Annotated in this window: 17 protein-coding genes; 9 read left to right on the forward strand and 8 right to left on the reverse strand. The window is 41.5% G+C overall.

Going from position 1 to position 18,443, the window contains the following annotated elements:
* The first annotated feature begins 101 nt into the window (after positions 1–101).
* The 4 genes from ACXYMT_RS03395 (at position 102) to ACXYMT_RS03410 (ending at position 5,414) form a co-directional block, all read left to right on the forward strand.
* Positions 102–3,014 (forward strand): GEVED domain-containing protein, encoded by a 2,913-nt coding sequence (locus ACXYMT_RS03395; RefSeq protein ID WP_459057680.1) that lies wholly within the window; start codon positions 102–104, stop codon positions 3,012–3,014.
* Between the two features lie 78 nt (positions 3,015–3,092).
* Positions 3,093–3,854 (forward strand): exodeoxyribonuclease III, encoded by a 762-nt coding sequence (locus ACXYMT_RS03400; RefSeq protein WP_459057681.1) that lies wholly within the window; start codon positions 3,093–3,095, stop codon positions 3,852–3,854.
* A gap of 19 nt (positions 3,855–3,873) precedes the next feature.
* Complete coding sequence (locus ACXYMT_RS03405; RefSeq protein ID WP_459057682.1) at positions 3,874–4,845, forward strand: OmpA family protein; 972 nt, start codon at positions 3,874–3,876, stop codon at positions 4,843–4,845.
* A gap of 368 nt (positions 4,846–5,213) precedes the next feature.
* The gene (locus ACXYMT_RS03410; protein WP_459057683.1) at positions 5,214–5,414 is read left to right on the forward strand and encodes a hypothetical protein; all 201 of its coding nucleotides are present in this window, start codon (positions 5,214–5,216) and stop codon (positions 5,412–5,414) included.
* 116 nt (positions 5,415–5,530) lie between these two features.
* Here ACXYMT_RS03410 and ACXYMT_RS03415 read toward each other — a convergent pair whose 3' ends face one another.
* From ACXYMT_RS03415 to panC, 6 genes are read right to left on the reverse strand one after another with little or no spacing between them, the layout of a single operon-like run.
* Positions 5,531–6,058, reverse strand: a complete 528-nt coding sequence (locus ACXYMT_RS03415; protein WP_459057684.1) for a GNAT family N-acetyltransferase — start codon at positions 6,056–6,058, stop codon at positions 5,531–5,533.
* Between the two features lie 20 nt (positions 6,059–6,078).
* On the reverse strand, positions 6,079–7,443 hold the full coding sequence (gene radA, locus ACXYMT_RS03420; protein ID WP_459057685.1) for a DNA repair protein RadA: 1,365 nt from the start codon (positions 7,441–7,443) through the stop codon (positions 6,079–6,081).
* Between the two features lie 25 nt (positions 7,444–7,468).
* Complete coding sequence (locus tag ACXYMT_RS03425; RefSeq protein ID WP_459057686.1) at positions 7,469–8,614, reverse strand: alpha/beta hydrolase; 1,146 nt, start codon at positions 8,612–8,614, stop codon at positions 7,469–7,471.
* A 36-nt stretch (positions 8,615–8,650) separates the two neighbouring features.
* On the reverse strand, positions 8,651–9,616 hold the full coding sequence (locus ACXYMT_RS03430) for a lysylphosphatidylglycerol synthase transmembrane domain-containing protein (protein ID WP_459057687.1): 966 nt from the start codon (positions 9,614–9,616) through the stop codon (positions 8,651–8,653).
* Between the two features lie 3 nt (positions 9,617–9,619).
* A complete protein-coding gene (panD, locus tag ACXYMT_RS03435) occupies positions 9,620–9,970 on the reverse strand; it encodes an aspartate 1-decarboxylase (protein ID WP_459057688.1) in 351 nt (116 codons plus the stop codon).
* A 4-nt stretch (positions 9,971–9,974) separates the two neighbouring features.
* Positions 9,975–10,823 carry a pantoate--beta-alanine ligase gene (panC, locus tag ACXYMT_RS03440; RefSeq protein WP_459057689.1) on the reverse strand — a complete coding sequence of 283 codons (849 nt, stop codon included), beginning with the start codon at positions 10,821–10,823 and terminating at the stop codon, positions 9,975–9,977.
* A 106-nt stretch (positions 10,824–10,929) separates the two neighbouring features.
* Between panC and ACXYMT_RS03445 the strand changes: the two genes are divergently transcribed.
* From ACXYMT_RS03445 to ACXYMT_RS03465, 5 genes are all read left to right on the forward strand, one after another.
* Positions 10,930–11,739 (forward strand): glycogen/starch synthase, encoded by an 810-nt coding sequence (locus ACXYMT_RS03445; RefSeq protein ID WP_459057690.1) that lies wholly within the window; start codon positions 10,930–10,932, stop codon positions 11,737–11,739.
* Positions 11,740–11,754: 15 nt separating this feature from the next.
* The gene (locus ACXYMT_RS03450) at positions 11,755–13,326 is read left to right on the forward strand and encodes a DUF4270 domain-containing protein (RefSeq protein WP_459057691.1); all 1,572 of its coding nucleotides are present in this window, start codon (positions 11,755–11,757) and stop codon (positions 13,324–13,326) included.
* A 3-nt stretch (positions 13,327–13,329) separates the two neighbouring features.
* Positions 13,330–15,177, forward strand: coding sequence for a glutamine--fructose-6-phosphate transaminase (isomerizing) (gene glmS, locus ACXYMT_RS03455; RefSeq protein WP_459057692.1), 1,848 nt, complete (start codon positions 13,330–13,332; stop codon positions 15,175–15,177).
* Between the two features lie 271 nt (positions 15,178–15,448).
* Positions 15,449–16,960: a F0F1 ATP synthase subunit beta gene (gene atpD, locus ACXYMT_RS03460; protein WP_459057693.1), complete on the forward strand. Its 1,512-nt coding sequence runs from the start codon at positions 15,449–15,451 to the stop codon at positions 16,958–16,960.
* Positions 16,961–17,035: 75 nt separating this feature from the next.
* Complete coding sequence (locus ACXYMT_RS03465; RefSeq protein WP_459057694.1) at positions 17,036–17,326, forward strand: FoF1 ATP synthase subunit delta/epsilon; 291 nt, start codon at positions 17,036–17,038, stop codon at positions 17,324–17,326.
* Between the two features lie 167 nt (positions 17,327–17,493).
* On the opposite strand, the gene ACXYMT_RS03470 is transcribed toward ACXYMT_RS03465, so the two are convergent.
* Both ACXYMT_RS03470 and ACXYMT_RS03475 read right to left on the reverse strand, forming a co-directional pair.
* Positions 17,494–17,700, reverse strand: coding sequence for a helix-turn-helix domain-containing protein (locus ACXYMT_RS03470; RefSeq protein WP_459057695.1), 207 nt, complete (start codon positions 17,698–17,700; stop codon positions 17,494–17,496).
* Between the two features lie 5 nt (positions 17,701–17,705).
* A complete protein-coding gene (locus ACXYMT_RS03475) occupies positions 17,706–18,221 on the reverse strand; it encodes a DUF2975 domain-containing protein (RefSeq protein ID WP_459057696.1) in 516 nt (171 codons plus the stop codon).
* Positions 18,222–18,443 lie beyond the last annotated feature (222 nt).

The following is an 18,443-nucleotide window of genomic DNA, read 5'->3' on the forward strand; positions in this document are numbered from 1 at the left end:
TAATTTTATAGGTTAAAGCTCCCTACATGTTGCGGAATTACTTATTTCTTCTATTTTTTCTATTTATGTGTCTAAGCTCTGGCGCTCAGACAAAAGAAATCATGGGTCCTGTTTCCCAGGGTGTAACAAAACCGGGAGTTTCTGAACCTTTATCTAGCAGGGAAATAGTACCGGCACAGAATGAAGCTAAAGAAGTTAATCCTAAGAACAGGACAGCTAACCGGGTCGTCCCCGGCAAAGGTTTCCCTAAAGGTATAGACGCAGCCCTACAAGAGAAGACAGGAAATATTCCTTTCAAACAAGCCATAGTCTCTTTTGATGCTGTTGAGCGCAAAGTGAACCCTACAGATCCCACAGGGGCCGCAGGTCCAAATCATTATGTAAATGCTTTTAACTCGGGTTTTTCTATTTATGATAAACAGGGGAATTTACTTGTTCCCCCCACAAATTTATCTGCCCTTGGAGGAGAATTTACAAATGAAATGCTGGGTGATCCTGTTGTGCTCTACGATCAATTTGCCGATCGTTTTCTTATTACTCAATATGCGGGGTGCCCTGCACTGCCCCCAAGGTCATGTTCTAACAGAAGAGATCCTTCAAACGCTCTATTAGTTGCAGTTTCCCGGGGTCCCGACCCTGTAAACGACGGGTGGTATACCTATAGATTTCCAACCGGCACTTTTCCCGATTACCCAAAGTATTTCATCTGGAGTGATGGTTATTACGTCACAACCAATCAAGACCCGAGTAACCCTGAAGTTAATGAGGTTGTATTTGTACTGGAGAGAGATCAAATGTTGCAGGGGCAAGCAGCACAGCATGTTGGTTTTCCACTACCAGGAATAAGGAAAAATGGTTTTTACAGTCCGGCAGCATTGAATGCGACCGGGGACCAAATGCCTCCTCCCGGTAAAATGCCAATCATTTATTTTCAGGATGATTCATGGTTAGGAGTAAATATTGACCATTTGAAAATTTGGGAGGTGAATGTGGACTGGAATAATATTCAGAATTCTACTATAAGAGAATCACAGGAGATCACTCCTTCAGAAGGATTAACCCCTTTTAACAGCACTTTTGACGGTGGAGGTTTTTCAAATCTACCACAACCATTTGAGGATGTCGAACTTGATGCTTTACAAGGGGCGCTAATGTATCCTACGTCCTACAGGAGATTTGGCACCCACAATTCCGTAGTATTTAATTTCGTTGTAGATATTGATCCTACAACTGCAGAACATGCCGGGATCAGGTGGTATGAATTAAGACAAAATGGAGAAGGTCAACCCTGGTATATTTATCAGGAAGGTACCTATGCGCCAGATCAAAGCGACCGCTGGTGCGGAAGCATCAATATGGACAGACATGGGAATATAGGTCTGGGTTTTACTTTAATGAACGACAATCCTGAATCACCTATTTTACCAACTCTCAAATTTACAGGCCGGTTTTTCAATGATCCCTTGAATACTATGACCCTGCAGGAAACAACGATCATTGAGAGCTCATCTCCAAATGATAGTAACAGGTATGGAGACTATGCGCATACCAGTATAGATCCTGCAGATGATGAAACCTTCTGGTATATTGGGGAATATTTTGAGGTGAATGATACGAGGGTGAACAGAGTCGCCACTTTTAAACTTGCCCCACGATTTACTACAGATGTGGGAGTTACAAAAATTGTCACGCCTTTTTCTTCCACGCTCTCTGCAAATGAAGAAGTGACTGTTCTTGTAAGAAATTTTGGCAGTGTGCCTCAAAGTAATTTTCCTGTTTCTTTTCAACTGAACAATGGTGCGGTTATTACTGAAACTTTCACGGGCACCATCCCTTCCACTGAGCAAGTGGAATTCACCTTTTCTTCAACAGTTGATCTCTCGAATCTTAACGAGGTATACAGTCTAATGGCTACCACAGAACTCGAAGGAGATATGAACACTGAAAACGATTCTATTTCTGTTGAGATCACTCACCTGCCTCCCAATGACATTGGGGTAACCCAGATTGTAGGTCCTATCACGGGGTCAGATCTTGGAGTGGAGAATGTTGCAGTGACCATCCAGAATTTTGGAGGGGAGCCTCAGTCGGGTTTCATAGTGGGTTACAGGGTGAATGGCGGAAATCTTATCGAAGAAACAGTAGATGAAACATTGGAAGTTGGAGAACAGATCACATACACATTTGAAAGTCCGTTTGATTTTTCTGCAAATGGGAAATATTATATTGAAGCTGCCACTTATCTGCAAAACGATAGTGACATAGAAAATGATGGAGTTGATGCTACAATAGCACACCTCAACTGTATTCCCGAGGGATCTTCCTGTGTATTTGGTGATGGGATCAACAGCTTTTACCTGGAAGAAATAATCAATGAAAATATCTATTGCGACGATGGTTATAACAATTTCCTGCAGGTATCTACAAGGCTCGATGTGAACAGGGAGTTTTTCTATGTGGGGGTTAGCTCCAATGGCAGCAATGAATTTTCTATGTGGATAGACTTTAATGATAATGCTTTGTTTGAACCCGAAGAACAGCTCATAAGATCTGGTGATATTCAATCGTCTTCTGGACCAACTGTTTTTGAATTTCAGCTGCCCGAGAATGCTCCTCTGGGAGAACACATGCTAAGGGCAAGAGCAGGAGATGTAGGCTCTCAATTTTCAGGAGATCTCAATGATCCTTGTAGTATCATGGAATTTGGAACTACAGACGATTATACAGTGGTGCTTGTTGACGGCATAGAGGAATCTGAGATCCAGCAAGGCGAGCTCCTTATTGGTTCTACAGATCAGAATATTTTCGACCTTCAGTTCAAAACTACCTATCAGGGGCCTGTGTGGCTTACTGTTCACGATATGCTGGGGCAAAAACTGGTGGAGAATATGGTTAGGAAAAGTGATATAAGCTATTCCTATCTGCTCGACATGTCTTATGCCGCTCCAGGTGTTTATCTGGTTCGAATGGGAACACGGGAAGAGGGTAAGGTAAAGCGCATCATTGTTCATTAGTTCAGGAAAAGTCTCACTTCAATCCTTCTGAAAGGCCTGCCAAAAATGCTATTTTTGAGCAGTAATAAAATCAGAAGCATGAAGATCATCTCCTATAATGTTAACGGAATAAGAGCAGCAATTAGAAAAGGCTTTATCGAGTGGCTGGAAAATACAAATGCCGATGTTGTTTGCCTTCAGGAAATAAAAGCAACCCCCGAACAATTTGATCAGGAACCTTTTGAAGATCTTGGGTATAAATACAATTCCTGGTTTCCGGCTGTCAAGAAAGGCTATAGTGGTGTAGCCATCTTAAGCAAAGTAGAGCCTAAAAATGTGGTTTTTGGAACCGGAATAGACTACATGGATTTTGAAGGACGGAACATCAGGGCAGATTTTGACGATTTTTCGGTAATGAGCATGTATCTGCCTTCAGGAACCAATATCGCCCGGCTGGATCACAAACTTCAATACATGGCCGATTTTCAGAAATATGTAGATGAACTAAAGCAGGATATCCCCCACCTGATTATTTGCGGGGATTACAACATTTGCCATGAAGAGATAGATATTCATGATCCTGTGAGACTTAAAAACACCTCCGGATTTCTACCTGTGGAAAGGGAATGGATCGGAAACTTCCTCAAAAGCGGGTTTATAGATTCCTTTCGCCATCTTAACTCTGAGCCTCATAATTATTCCTGGTGGAGCTACCGTGCAGGAGCCCGTGGAAACAATAAAGGCTGGAGGATCGATTACCACATGGTGAGTGAGCCATTGCGTGACAGGATAGAAAGAGCACTTATTTTGCCCGAAGCACAACATAGTGACCATTGTCCCGTTCTCCTCGAAATATCCTAACTCAATTTTAACCACATTTATGAAACGTCACCTTTTTTTAGCTTTTTTGAGCAGCTCTATCCTGCTTACTTCATGTGTTTCTTCAAAAGTTTATAAAGATCTCGAAAGCCGGCATGCTCAACTGCAGGAAGATAATCGGGAGCTCTCCCGGGAGTTTGAAAGCCTGGAAACCCGGAATCGTCAAAATGAAGCTGAACTTTCAGCTCTAAAAGCCGAATATGAAAGAACCAGGGGCGAAAGGGACCGTCTTCAGGAAGAATATGCTACGACCAAAGCGAGCTATGATAAGTTAAAAACTTCATATGATGCTCTCGAAGCAAACAGCTCTTCTGCTTTGGCCGAAAATTCGAAGAGGAATAGGGAACTGTTGGCTGAACTTGACGCCAAAGAAAAAGCCTTGTTGATCGAAAAGGAACGTCTTGAAAAACTTCAGCAGGATCTCGCTGCCCGGTCAAAAAGGGTAGATGAACTCGAGAGCATGATCGCCGCAAAAGATGCAAAAATGAATGCTCTTAAAAATGCCATTTCCAAGGCCCTTGTGAATTTTGAAGGTAAAGGTTTAACAGTAGAGCAGCGTGAAGGAAAAGTCTATGTTTCTATGGAGAACAAACTTCTTTTTAACTCCGGAAGTTGGGCAGTAGGGGCAGAAGGGAAAAGAGCAGTGCAGCAACTGGCATCTGTCCTGGCAGAGAATCCCGACATCGCCGTACTCATTGAAGGACATACAGATAATGTTCCTTACAACGGAAGCGGTCAACTTACCGATAACTGGGATCTCTCTACCAAAAGAGCTACTGCAATTGTTCATTTACTAAAGGAAAATCCGGGGATCGATCCGCAGAACCTAACGGCTGCCGGCAGGGGAGAATTCGCTCCTGTTGCTTCCAATGAAACTACCGAAGGTCGTGCAAAGAACCGCAGGATCGAAGTTATTCTCACTCCAAAACTGGATGAGATAAGCCGACTTCTGGAAGAACCGGAATTCGAATAAGAAAACTTTATGGGATCGGCGAGGCTTTTGTGGGTGAAGAAATTCTCATCCCTCAGCCTCGCATAATACCATCCTTAGTCTCTTCCTGTAGTTCCTGTATTCAAAAGATAATAAGATATTTTTTCTGAGACCCGATGCTTAGAAATAGGAGCTTTACAAACGTAGAGGATTTTGCACTCCACGGTAGTCTTCTAATGGCTCATAAAAATGTACAATAGATATTGCTGGGAAGCAAGAGATTTTGTTCATCAATACTCAAATGATAAAATATGGATGTTTTCACTAAATTTTCACTTTAAAAAGTGTTAATTTAAAAGCCGGTGTAGCCTAATTCTCTAATTTTAATAACCAAACTAAAATCTAAAGTTATGATCAAGATCTTAGCAATTATAATGTTAGTTGGTGGAGCAATTGCATTAGTAATGGGTGTGTTAGGCGTTTTTGGCAGCCTTGCCTTAATGTTGAATCCCTGGGCTTTGGCCATTCTTGGGTTCATCTTCTTTATTGCGGGTATTTCCATGCTTAAATACCGGAAGGATACCGATGAGGTTGCTGCGCAACACAGATAGAACCACCAGGAATAAATTATTTTAGGCTTGATAAAAGCTTAAAAAAGGGAGAGTGAAAATTCTCCCTTTTCTTATGAATCAAGAAGTCTCAAAAATGCCATTTTAGGATCATGATCCTAGCGAAAAAATAACTTCATGATCTTATCGGTCTGTCGGTCCTTCCCCACCATGTATGGGTGCGATCCGGAGAGCTGAAAACCATTTCTCAGATAAAATTCTATTGCCCGGGCATTCTTCTCCCAAACACCTAACCACAGATATCGCATCTTCCGCTGAATCGCCATTTCTATAACCTCATCCAGCATCTTTTGTCCGATCTTTTTGTTCTGAAAATCTTTCGTCACATAGATCCTCTCCAGTTCCATTGCGTCTTCTTCCTGAAAATCGGTCTGAGCATCTCCCAGATTAATCTTGAAATATCCTACTGTTTCTCTATCGAGTTTTGCAAAGTAAAATTCCGATAAAGGATTTAGAAGTTCCCGCCGAAGGTTCTCTTCCCCAAAAGCAGTATGGAGGTAAAGCTGCAGATCTTCGGGATTATTGTCGGCTCCAAAGGCATCTGTAAAGGTGCTCCTGCTTATCTCCTTGAGCTCCTGAAGATCTTCGGAAGAAAGCTTTTCAAAAGTGACATTTTGAGAAGACATTTTTTTAGATTTTTAAAGAATTATCCAAATAAGAAACTAACAACATCTTCTATCTTCGAGACTTTCTGGACTTTGATAGCGAAGTTGTTCTTTGGAAACTTGTTTTGTGTAGATACCACAATACTGCTAAAGCCAAGCTTTTCTGCCTCCAGAATTCGCTGTTCCACCCGTGTAACTGGACGAACTTCACCGGCCAATCCGACTTCAGCAGCAAAACAAATGTCTTTTGGAATGGCGATATCTTCGTTGGATGATAGAATAGCTGCTACAACAGCAAGGTCCAGTGCGGGATCATCTACAGAAATTCCTCCTGTGATGTTTAGAAAGACGTCTTTTGCTCCCAGCCTAAAGCCGGCTCTCTTTTCCAGAACAGCCAGTAGCATATTAAGGCGTTTGGCGTTATATCCCGTCGCCGAGCGCTGCGGAGTGCCATAAACCGCCGAACTCACCAAAGCCTGAATCTCGATCATTAAGGGGCGCATACCTTCAAGGGTGGCTGCAATTGCAGTTCCGCTTAGATCTTCTTCGTTCTTTGAGATCAAAATTTCTGATGGATTACTCACTTCCCGCAGTCCGTTGCCCTGCATTTCGTAGATCCCCAGTTCATTCGTTGAACCGAAACGGTTTTTATGAGCTCTTAGGATCCGGTAGACATGGTTGCGATCACCTTCGAACTGAAGCACAGTATCTACCATGTGTTCCATAATTTTTGGACCCGCGATACTTCCCTCTTTTGTGATGTGCCCTATTAGGATCACGGGAATAGCTGTTTCTTTTGCATATTTAATAAGCTCGGCTGTACATTCCCTTATCTGGGAGATACTACCGGGGCCGCTTTCAATGTAATCACTGTGCAGGGTTTGAATCGAGTCGATGATGACGATCTCGGGCTCCAGCTTCTCTATTTGCTGAAAAATATTCTGGGTCTTTGTTTCAGTTAAAATGTAACATTTATCCGAATCAGGATTAATACGCTGGGCGCGCATCTTTATCTGTTGCTGACTCTCTTCCCCTGAAACATACAAAGTGCGTAAGTTAAAATTCAGGGAGATTTGAAGCAGCAGGGTGCTTTTTCCAATTCCGGGTTCGCCACCCAGTAGAATTAGGGATCCGGGAACAATTCCGCCACCCAAAACCCGATCCAGTTCCTGATTGTTGGTCTTTAGCCTTTCCTCTTTGGAAACTTCAATTTCAGAAATACGAAGAGGTTTTGCTACTTTTCGGGCAGCAGGAGAGGCTTCACTCTTCCAGGACTTTTTATCAGTTTTTTCTACTACTTCCTCTACAAGGGTATTCCATTCACGGCAGGAGTTGCACTGTCCCTGCCATTTGCTGTGCTGCGCACCGCAATTTTGACAAAAATAAAAGGTCTTGGGTTTTGCCATTTTTCAGAAGCTACAAATTGAGCTGCTAATAACCGAAATCTTGTTTAATTAGGTCTGCCTTTTCAAGCATAAAATCAATAGTAACGAAGGCTACTTCTTCTTTTCCGTAGGCACTTTGGTAAGTTTTCATGGCTTTCTTAGGTTGTCCGTTAGCCTCATAAGCACGGGCCAGGTAATAGTTGCCAAGCGTGAGGTGTGGGTATTGTTTCTGTGCCAGTTCTCCTAATCTTTCCAGGTCATCCCACTTTTCGCGATATTCAATGGCTTTTCCAACCGCAAGAAAATCATTAATACGAACCAGTTTTTCCACACCAAAGTTATTATTGATGATCTCGTATTTTTTCGTGAGATATTCAAAAGAAGAACCGTCCATAACCACCAGTTCATCATATTCTTTAAGACCTATAGGTTTGTAGGATGCGAAAATGTGTTCTAATGCCCTGGGTAAAGCATTTCCAATAAGCGTATAATGCGTGGCAGACTCCATATCATCAAACTTATAGTGCAGGTTGCTGTTTTCTATAGGAGCGAGTTGCTTGTCTAATTCCCTGATGGTCTTTTTAAGCTGCGGCACATCATTCGAGCCTGTAGCAAGATAAAACCATTTGGGAGTTTCACACATCGAAAGAGTTTCCACAAGCCTGTTACCCATTTCGGGAGCAAGATCGGGACTTAGGTTTATGTAGGCGTGGAACAGAGGATTGGGTTTAAAAAGATAGTAGTTGATAAAATTTGCGGTAATATCATGCCCGGCAATTGCAACAAATTTTGAAGTGCGATAGGTGTTGTCTAAAAAAGGCAAAAGTTCAATACCCAAAAATTCAAAAAACTGGGCTCCTTTTTTTTCCGGCAAAAAGCGTTGTGGATCATAGGTGCTGTCATCATTCCTGGTTTGTACCTGGTTTACGCCTACGACTATCGCTTCAGGTATTTCGTCCCAATATGAATAGTAGTCAACATTTCCGGCCATTGGTTCAAATAGATAGTCCCCGTCAAGCACGATGATCACCGGGTACTTCTTCTTTGAGTTCTTTTCATAATTACGTGGCAGCTGAATTTTCAGTTCCCGCTCTTTTCCCAGTCTGGAAGAATTTATGGTCTTGTAAATGATTTGTGCAAAACTCAGTTGGACACCTAAAAAAAGGAAGACAAAAAAGTACAATTTCTTCATATGCAGTAGGTTTATTTCCTAAAGCAATATAAAATTTTATTTCTTTTGATTGTAAATGGGAAGAAATAAGAAGGAAAGTCCGCCAAGGATAAGTACCATAAGCGTTTGGGAACCCCACATGATCCAGCCGAAGGCTTCTCCTGCCTGTTGGTTCACCCCAAAAAGTAACAGTACTGCCCCCATAGCAATTGGATATACTCCAATCCCGCCATTCGTAGTGGTAATGGCAAAGGTGCCGACTATGAAGGCAGCCATAAATCCTGCTATGGAAAGAGTGTTTGTTTCGGGAATTGCGAATTTGATCACATAGAACATCAAGAGATACATGGTCCAGATGAAAAGAGTATGAAAGATGAACTCTTTTTTCTTTTTCATCCTCACAATGCTACGCATCCCCTCGAGCAGACCACGGGCAAACTCCTTAATTTTGACCATAAACGGGTGATTGGATCTCCTCACCAGGTTGAGAACAAATACCCCAAAGATTATAAAGACCAGAAATATTCCAATAGAAATGAACGGGTTGATATTATTCTCTTCGAAGTAGTTGACAAGCCCTTCGGTTTGGATAAGAAATCCAAAGGTGGTGATTATGAGTACCATAGCGAGGTCTGCAATTCTTTCAGAAACAATGGTTCCAAAAGCTTTATCAAAAGGGATCTTTTCGTAGGTAGAAATAGTCGCTCCCCGAAGAACTTCACCAGATCGAGGTACTCCAAGATTAGCGAGATAACCTCCCATTACAGCCATAAAACTGTTAGCAAGATGTGGTTTGTAACCTAAAGGTTCAAGTAAATATTTCCAGCGATATGCACGTGAAAGATGGGAAAGTATCCCTAAAAAGACACTTAAATAAACCCATTTTAGATCGGCGAGTTTAATATTGTTCCACAATTCCTCACGCTCGGCAGGAGTAGCACTGCTGAGTGAATACCAGATCAAAAATATTCCAAGCAAAAGTGGGAGGAATGTCCTGGAAAATTTTATGAGCTTTTTCTTCAAGGCCTAACTGAGGAGATTGGTTTCTTCGTTTGGAAATACCAGGGAGGGCTTAAATTCTTTAGCCTCTTCTATATCCATGATCGCATAGGTAATGAGGATCAAAATATCTCCTTTTGCCACCTTACGGGCAGCTGCACCATTAAGAGTGATCTCACCGCTGTTACGAGGCCCTGGGATAGCGTAAGTCTCAAGTCTTTCGCCATTATTGTTGTTCACGATCTGCACTTTTTCACCTTCAATGATGTTGGCTGCATCCATGAGATCTTCATCTATGGTAATACTGCCAATATAATTAAGGTCTGCTCCTGTTACTTTTACGCGGTGGATCTTGGATTTTACAACGTGAATTTGCATGCTGCTAATTTAAAGCTATATTGTCAATTAACCTTATGTCGCCGGAATAAGCGGCTATGAAGGCGCGGTACTTCTGAATTTTATCCTCTTCTTCTATACTTACTAAACTATCTGCATTTGCGATCTCAAAATACTCCAGGTCTAGTGCAGGCTGGGAATCAAATTGAGCTGAAACCCAGTTGCTTATCTCTTTTGCACTTTTTGTGCCAAAATCTTCTTTTACCTGTCTAAGGACCTGGTAGATGAACGCGGCAGTTTGTCGCTCTATAGGAGTTAACCTTTCATTTCGGGAACTGCGGGCAAGGCCGTTGTCTTCCCTGTGGATTGGACAGCCAATTACCTCTACATTAAGGTTCTGCTTTTCAACAAGCTTCTTGATTATCTGTAGTTGCTGGTAATCTTTCTCTCCAAAAAAGGCTTTATCGGGCTCTACCATTTCAAACAGTTTCTTGACAATGGTTCCTACTCCGTTAAAATGGCCTTTCCGGAATTTACCTTCCATTTGGTGTTCCAGTCCGTCGAATGAGAATTCTTCTGAAGTTACGCTATTGCCATACATTTCAGAAGCCGGAGGAGAAAATATAATGACCTCCTCACTGAGCTTTTTAATGTGCTCTACATCCTTCTCCAGGGTGCGGGGGTACTTGTCCAGATCTTCAGGATTGTCGAACTGTGTTGGGTTAACAAAGATGCTCACCACTACTCTATCACAGGTTTTGAGGGCCTGGTCTATAAGAGAGAGGTGTCCTTCATGCAATGCTCCCATGGTGGGAACGAAACCTATGCTTTTTCGGTCATTTTTTAAAGCCTTGACCTGCTTTTTTAGAGCTTCCTTCTCCTTAAAAATCTGCATCTTATTCCGAAATTTACGGCTTGCAAACTTAATATAATACTGGCAATCTGCATAAAATTTTGTATTTTTGCGTGTTTTTATTTCACAACAGCATTAAAGTGATCCTATGAAAGATAAGAGGATATTGTACGTATCATCTGAAGTTATTCCCTACTTGCCCGAAACCGAAATTTCATCTATGTCTTTTGAAGCTCCTAGAATGGTTAACAACCAGGGAGGTCAAATACGCATTTTCATGCCGCGTTTTGGAAATATCAATGAGAGAAGACATCAGCTTCATGAGGTGATAAGACTCTCTGGTATGAACCTGGTCATCAATGACCTGGATATGCCTCTTATTATTAAAGTGGCATCTATTCCAAAGGAGAGAATGCAGGTCTATTTTATCGACAACGAAGATTACTTCAAGAGAAAAGCAACTCTAACCGATGAAGAAGGGAATCTTTTTCCCGATAATGACGAAAGAGCAATATTCTTTGCCAAAGGCGTTATAGAAACTGTGAAAAAACTTAATTGGTCCCCTGATATTATTCATGTGAATGGATGGTTGTCTTCTTTACTTCCATTGTATCTGCGTAATTATTATGGAAATGAGCCATTGTTTAGCGAGGCCAAAATTGTGACCTCTGTATACAATCAGGACTTTGAAGGCACGTTAGATAATGACATGCATAAAAAGGTTTTATTCGACGGCCTTGAGAATGAACAGGTGAAGCATTTGAAAAAGCCTTCTTACGTAAATCTTATGAAAACAGCTGTAGATAATTCTGATGCTGTTGTAATAGCAGGAGATAATATTCCTGATGAACTTAAAAAATATTTGAGTAAACTTGCCAAGCCTGTTTTAGACTATAAGACCCGGGAAGAATTTGCCCAGGCTTATCAGGAATTCTATACCACGCAGGTACTGTCATAATTAGAAAAAATTCGAATGAATTTAAAGAATACGATGTTGAAAATAACAACAGTTGTAGCTGTTGTTATTTCTTTTATAGCTTGTGAAGACGACTTTGCAACAGTGGGAAGTAGTGTAATTGGTGAGCCGGGATTTAATGCCGATCTCTATGATGACGCTATGATTTCTGCACATTCCTATGATTTACCGGCAGTGCAAACCAATAATCTGCCTCTTAATTTACTTGGGGTATACAGGGATGAGGTGTTCGGGACACAGGAGGCTAGTGTTTTGTCAAATCTTCTCCTTACCTCAGAAAATCCTTCTTTCGGGACTGAGCCGGTGGTGGACAGTGTTGTACTTGCCATACCTTATTTTTCTCATGAGGTACTTGAGGATGATGAGGTGGTTTATGCACTTGATTCTATCTATGGAAACTCTCCCATTAAGTTGTCTGTTTATGAATCGAATTATTTTCTCAATAGTCTCGACCCAGAAACGAATTTTGAGCAGGCACAGCGTTACTACTCAAATCTGGAACCTCAGATCATGAGCAACATCAATCCTGATGTGCTTTATGAAAACGAAAGTTTTGAGCCTTCAGCTAATGAAAGAACAGAATATGTGGTAGATGGTTCAGGAGTGACCGATACGGTTACCATGGCACCTGCTTTAAGATTGAAGCTTAGCAACAGCTTTTTCCAGAATAAAATTCTCGATAAAGCGGGGACATCCTCCTTGTTGAATCAAACGAATTTTAAGAATTACTTTAGAGGACTTTATTTAAAAGCAGATGAGGTGAACTCGGGAGGCACAATGATGTTGCTTAACCTTCTACACTCCGATGCCGGGATCACCATATATTATAAAACAAGAGTTGTAGATGCGACAGATATTGACGATGACGACGACTTCGAGGAGCTAATTGAAGTGAGAAGATCTTATACATTAAAATTTGGAGGGGTAAGAGTTAATACTTTTGAACAGGAAGTGCCGCAGTTCGATGGAGAGAATCTTTTTCTTAAAGGTGGCGAAGGCTCCATGGCAGTTATTGAGCTGTTTTCGGGTCCCGATGCAGATAATGATGGGATCTCAGATGAACTTGAATTTCTACGGGATAATGATTGGCTAATCAATGAGGCAAATCTGGAATTCTTTGTCAACAGGGATTATACCACTGGTACAAACCTCAATGAAGCTGAAAGACTTTACCTGTACGACCTTAACAACAATTCCATTTTAGCCGATTATATTCTTGATGTCGTGGGGCAGCCAAACTCTACTAATTCGGCCTCCAACCGTCTGCACTTGCAGCCATTGACAAGGGATGAGAACGGGAATGGAGTTAAATATAAAATTAGAGTAACAAACCATATTGATGAACTTCTAAACAGGGATTCTACCAATGTAAAATTAGGATTGGTAGTTACTCAAAATGTCAACCTGATCTCGACTTACCGGGTGCTTCCTTCGGCTGACCCAGAGGTGCAGAGAGTGCCGGGTGGGGCTTTGCTCACTCCGGAAGCTACCGTGCTTTACGGCCCAAATGCAGAAGATGAGGATAAGCGCCTTAAGCTTAAGATTTATTATACAGAACCAAAGAATTAGAGTATGTGTGGAATTGTAGGGTATATTGGCCATAGAGAGGCCTACCCAATTGTATTGAAGGGTCTTCAGAGACTGGAATACAGAGGATATGACAGTGCAGGTATAGCACTGTATGATGATAAGGAGCTCAAAGTTAGTAAGACTAAGGGCAAGGTCGCCGATCTAAAGGCGAAGATAGAGAGTGAAGAAGATACTTCCGGGACTTTGGGCATGGGTCATACCAGATGGGCTACCCATGGGGTGCCAAATGATGTGAATTCACACCCTCATATTTCCAATTCAGGCAATTTAGTGATCATCCACAACGGGATCATCGAAAACTATGAAAGCCTTAAAAAGGAATTGACCAAACGTGGATACAAGTTTGAATCTGACACCGATACCGAAGTACTGGTAAATCTTATTGAAGATGTAATTAAAAAGGAAGATGTAAAGCTTGGAAAAGCAGTACAGATAGCCCTTAATCAAACTGTAGGGGCTTACGCTATTGCTGTTTTTGATAAGACCAAGCCAAACGAAATAGTGGTTGCCCGCTTAGGTAGTCCTCTTGCTATTGGAGTTGGTGAGGAAGAATATTTTATCGCTTCAGATGCTTCACCTTTTATTGAATTTACTAACAATGCAATTTACCTGGAAGATGGTGAAATGGCAGTGGTGCGAAGAGATAAAGGAGTGAAGGTTAGAAAGATCAAAGATGATAGTCTTGTTGATCCCTATATCCAGGAATTACAACTCAACCTTGAGCAGATCGAGAAGAATAGCTTCGATCACTTTATGCTGAAGGAGATCTATGAGCAACCCAGCGCTATAAAGGATACTTACCGCGGAAGGTTAAATGCTGAAGAAGGTATCATCAGGATGGCTGGAATTGACGATAACCTGGAGCGTTTTCTAAATGCAAAGAGGATCGTTATCGTAGCCTGCGGAACTTCATGGCATGCAGGACTTGTTGCCGAATACATTTTTGAGGACCTGGCGCGTATCCCTGTTGAGGTTGAATATGCTTCAGAATTCCGCTACAGGAATCCTATTATTAATTCAGATGATATTGTGATCGCTATTTCCCAAAGTGGAGAAACAGCCGATACCATGGCGGCTATTAAGCTTGCCAAAGAAAAAGGAGCATTCGTATTTGGAGTTTGTAATGTGGTTGGATCTTCTATCTCAAGAGAGACCAATGCAGGAGCCTATACTCACGCCGGACCAGAAATTGGTGTGGCATCGACAAAAGCATTTACTACCCAGATCACGGTGCTTACCTTAATTGCCTTGAAACTCGCTAAGGCAAAAGGAAGTATCTCCAACACAGATTTTCATATGCACCTGCAGGAACTGGAGACAATTCCGCAGAAGATTGAAGTTGCATTGGAAGCAAACGAACATATCAAAGAAGTTGCATTTAAGTATAAGGATGCACGTAACTGCTTGTACCTTGGCCGCGGATTCAACTTCCCTGTTGCTTTGGAAGGAGCTCTTAAACTCAAGGAGATCTCTTATATCCATGCAGAAGGATATCCTGCTGCCGAAATGAAGCACGGGCCAATTGCACTTATCGATGAAGAGATGCCTGTTGTGGTAATTGCTACCAGAAAAGGACACTACGAAAAAGTAGTGAGCAATATTCAGGAGATCAAGTCCAGGCAAGGGAAGATCATAGGAATTGTTACCGAAGGCGATACCAGTGTAAGAGATCTTGCAGATTATGTGATCGAGGTACCCGATACTATCGAATCCCTTACTCCGCTTTTGACCACTATTCCTTTACAGTTACTTTCTTACCACATAGCAGTAATGCTTGGCAAGAATGTTGACCAGCCAAGGAACCTGGCCAAATCGGTTACAGTAGAATAAATATTATTCAGATATTTGAGAAAAGTCCGCCTTTGTTGCGGACTTTTTCTTTTTAAACAAGTCTTAAAAATGACATTTTTGAGAGGTAATTTAGTACTCAGCTTTTTTCGAAGAAGCTTTGCTGAAAAAGTTATTATTTCTCCTATAGACTTTTATACAAAAAAACTATCTTTGCAGCCTGAAAAAGGCGGTAGCTTTTTATCATTTTATAAAAGTTGTTACTGGTTCTTTTTTAGGTATTTATAAAATCACAATATTAAAGGAATAGATAATGTCTAAAGTTACAGGTAAAGTTGCACAGGTTATCGGTCCTGTTGTTGACGTAAAGTTCGACTCAGAGAATGCTGAATTGCCAAGAATTTACGATTCACTTGAGATTACCAGGAAAGATGGATCAATATTAGTTCTTGAGGTTCAATCTCACATTGGAGAAGACACAGTAAGAACAGTTTCCATGGATTCTACCGATGGGTTGAGCCGCGGAGTTGAGGTGCTTGCAACTGGAGCTCCTATCCAGATGCCTATTGGAAAAGAGGTTTTTGGTCGTTTGTTCAACGTGGTAGGAGATTCAATCGATGGTCTTGGAAATCTTCCAAAGGCTCTTGAAAATGGTCTTCCAATCCACAGAGAAGCTCCTAAATTTGAGGATTTATCTGTTTCTACCGAAGTACTTTTTACAGGGATCAAAGTAATTGACCTTATTGAACCTTATGCAAAAGGGGGTAAAATTGGTCTTTTTGGTGGTGCCGGAGTTGGTAAAACCGTATTGATCCAGGAATTGATCAACAACATTGCAAAAGGTCACGGTGGTCTTTCTGTATTCGCCGGTGTTGGTGAAAGAACGAGAGAAGGAAATGACCTTTTAAGAGAGATGCTTGAGTCTGGAATTATCCGTTATGGAGAAGACTTCATGCATTCTATGGAAGAAGGCGGATGGGATCTTCAAAAAGTGGATAAAAATGCACTTCTTGATTCCAAAGCAACTTTCGTTTTTGGACAGATGAACGAACCTCCCGGAGCACGTGCGCGTGTTGCCCTTTCGGGACTTACTATTGCTGAGTACTTCCGTGATGGAGCCGGAGAAGGACAGGGGAAAGATGTACTTTTCTTTATCGATAACATTTTCCGATTCACGCAGGCAGGTTCTGAGGTATCTGCACTTCTTGGACGTATGCCGTCTGCGGTAGGTTACCAGCCTACACTTGCAACAGAGATGGGTGCGATGCAGGAGCGTATTACTTCTACCAAGAATGGATCTATTACATCTGTACAGGCGGTTTACGTACCTGCAGATGACTTGACAGACCCTGCGCCTGCTACGACTTTTGCCCACCTTGATGCAACAACAGTACTTTCACGTAAGATCGCTGAGCTTGGTATTTATCCTGCGGTAGATCCACTAGATTCTACTTCGCGTATTCTTACTGCTGATATTCTTGGTGCAGATCACTACAACTGTGCACAAAGAGTAAAAGAGTTACTACAGAGATATAAAGAACTTCAGGATATCATCGCCATCCTTGGTATGGAAGAACTTTCTGAAGAAGATAAACTGGCTGTGTCACGCGCCAGAAGGGTACAGCGTTTCCTTTCTCAGCCGTTCCACGTAGCCGAGCAGTTTACAGGTCTTAAAGGAGTACTTGTAGACATTAAAGACACCATCAAAGGATTTAACATGATCATGGATGGTGAACTTGATCACCTTCCGGAAGCTGCCTTTAACCTTAAAGGAACCATTGAAGAAGCTATCGAGGCCGGTGAGAAAATGTTAGCTGAAGCATAAAAAAGTAAAACAGTAATTAGTTGGCAGTGCGCAGTTACTGCCAACTCTTGACTGCCTACTGCAAACTGAGAAAATATGTATTTAGAAATAGTTACTCCTGAAGCCGTTTTGCTAAGCGCAGAAGTTGATTCTGTCAGTGTCCCGGGTGTTGAGGGGCAGTTCCAGATGTTGAACAATCACGCTCCCATAGTTTCGGTGCTTACCAAAGGAGAGATCAAGGTCTTTACACACTCTCATCCCGTGAGTTCAGAAGATCTTGCCAAGAGTTTCAAAAGAGATGCAGCCGACAGTAAGATCCTTATTCTGCCTGTTGATGGGGGAGTAGTCGAAATGAAAGACAATAAAGTTATCGTTCTGGCCGACTAAGCTGAAGGAAATAGATAAAACTAAAACCTGTTGCGAGAGCAACAGGTTTTTTGCTTTTGGGTGCTAGGAAAATATATGTCGTTCCTCGGAAGCTCTCTGATCGATGGGATGAGCTTGAGCATAGAAGGTAGGGCTAAAGCCCATAAGAGCGACAATCTTGCTTTAAGCTAATCCTTTTTAAATTCTAAAATATCGCCGGGTTGGCAATCCAGTTCCCTGCAGATTGCCTCAAGGGTTGAAAATCGCACCGCCTTGGCCTTCCCTGTCTTTAGAATTGAGAGATTCGCAGTCGTTATTCCTATCTTTTCGGCCAACTCATTGCTTTTCATATTCCGTTTTTCAAGCATGAGATCGAGATTTATAACAATGGACATAGCTTCTATATTGTTAATTCGTTTTCCTCCTTCATTATTCTTGCATTCTCAAAAATTTTGCTCAGGAACATGAAGAAGAGGCCTATTGCTATTATGAACCAAAAGGAATCCACGCTTGCAAGACCATAATTTACTTGTCGCGGGCTTTGCTCAAAAAATGTTTGATATATAACTCCTGGAACAGTATCTAGAAGGGCTACTACGATTATTAGCTGACCAATAATTTTGGTTAATTTCACCTGCTCCACATTAAGAAATTTTCCTTTAAAAAATAAACGAACTAAATATTTGAACTTATAAACAGTATAAATGAAAATAATCCGGCTCACCAGGACAAAAGCCAGCACTGTGTAGGCTTCTGCGTTTAATGAAGCTATTAAGTTGTCATTTACCCGAAACGGAATAGATCCCTCGGAATTCATCATAAAGATTCCTACGAGAATTATAAAAATGACAGTTCCGAAGATCACAAAAAGGAACAAAATGTCCAGAATAGTTTTTAGAATTATAGGTGGCCTCATTGAGTAAATAGTTATTGTTTGTCGATAACAAATATAATTTAATTATTGAAAAACAATAATTTTTGATGGTCTTTGTTTGATTATTATGAATTTATGCCGCTCCTCCGGAGCTCTGTTGAGGAGTGAACTTTGAGCTAAAGCTCATGAAAAGAATTTTATAACCTCCGGCTGAAGCCGGAGGCAATTCATTGCAAATAATGGTTGAGCCTCAGAGAGGCGACA

It is taken from the genome of Salinimicrobium sp. CAU 1759, assembly GCF_054482715.1.

Coding starts and splice junctions, on each gene's coding strand:
- ACXYMT_RS03395 (WP_459057680.1), top strand. CDS start 102: ATGGGTCCTGTTTCCCAGGGTGTAACAAAACCGGGAGTTTCTGAACCT.
- ACXYMT_RS03400 (WP_459057681.1), top strand. CDS start 3,093: ATGAAGATCATCTCCTATAATGTTAACGGAATAAGAGCAGCAATTAGA.
- ACXYMT_RS03405 (WP_459057682.1), top strand. CDS start 3,874: ATGAAACGTCACCTTTTTTTAGCTTTTTTGAGCAGCTCTATCCTGCTT.
- ACXYMT_RS03410 (WP_459057683.1), top strand. CDS start 5,214: ATGATCAAGATCTTAGCAATTATAATGTTAGTTGGTGGAGCAATTGCA.
- ACXYMT_RS03415 (WP_459057684.1), bottom strand. CDS start 6,058: ATGTCTTCTCAAAATGTCACTTTTGAAAAGCTTTCTTCCGAAGATCTT.
- radA (WP_459057685.1), bottom strand. CDS start 7,443: ATGGCAAAACCCAAGACCTTTTATTTTTGTCAAAATTGCGGTGCGCAG.
- ACXYMT_RS03425 (WP_459057686.1), bottom strand. CDS start 8,614: ATGAAGAAATTGTACTTTTTTGTCTTCCTTTTTTTAGGTGTCCAACTG.
- panD (WP_459057688.1), bottom strand. CDS start 9,970: ATGCAAATTCACGTTGTAAAATCCAAGATCCACCGCGTAAAAGTAACA.
- panC (WP_459057689.1), bottom strand. CDS start 10,823: ATGCAGATTTTTAAGGAGAAGGAAGCTCTAAAAAAGCAGGTCAAGGCT.
- ACXYMT_RS03445 (WP_459057690.1), top strand. CDS start 10,930: ATGAAAGATAAGAGGATATTGTACGTATCATCTGAAGTTATTCCCTAC.
- ACXYMT_RS03450 (WP_459057691.1), top strand. CDS start 11,755: ATGAATTTAAAGAATACGATGTTGAAAATAACAACAGTTGTAGCTGTT.
- glmS (WP_459057692.1), top strand. CDS start 13,330: ATGTGTGGAATTGTAGGGTATATTGGCCATAGAGAGGCCTACCCAATT.
- atpD (WP_459057693.1), top strand. CDS start 15,449: ATGTCTAAAGTTACAGGTAAAGTTGCACAGGTTATCGGTCCTGTTGTT.
- ACXYMT_RS03465 (WP_459057694.1), top strand. CDS start 17,036: ATGTATTTAGAAATAGTTACTCCTGAAGCCGTTTTGCTAAGCGCAGAA.
- ACXYMT_RS03470 (WP_459057695.1), bottom strand. CDS start 17,700: ATGTCCATTGTTATAAATCTCGATCTCATGCTTGAAAAACGGAATATG.
- ACXYMT_RS03475 (WP_459057696.1), bottom strand. CDS start 18,221: ATGAGGCCACCTATAATTCTAAAAACTATTCTGGACATTTTGTTCCTT.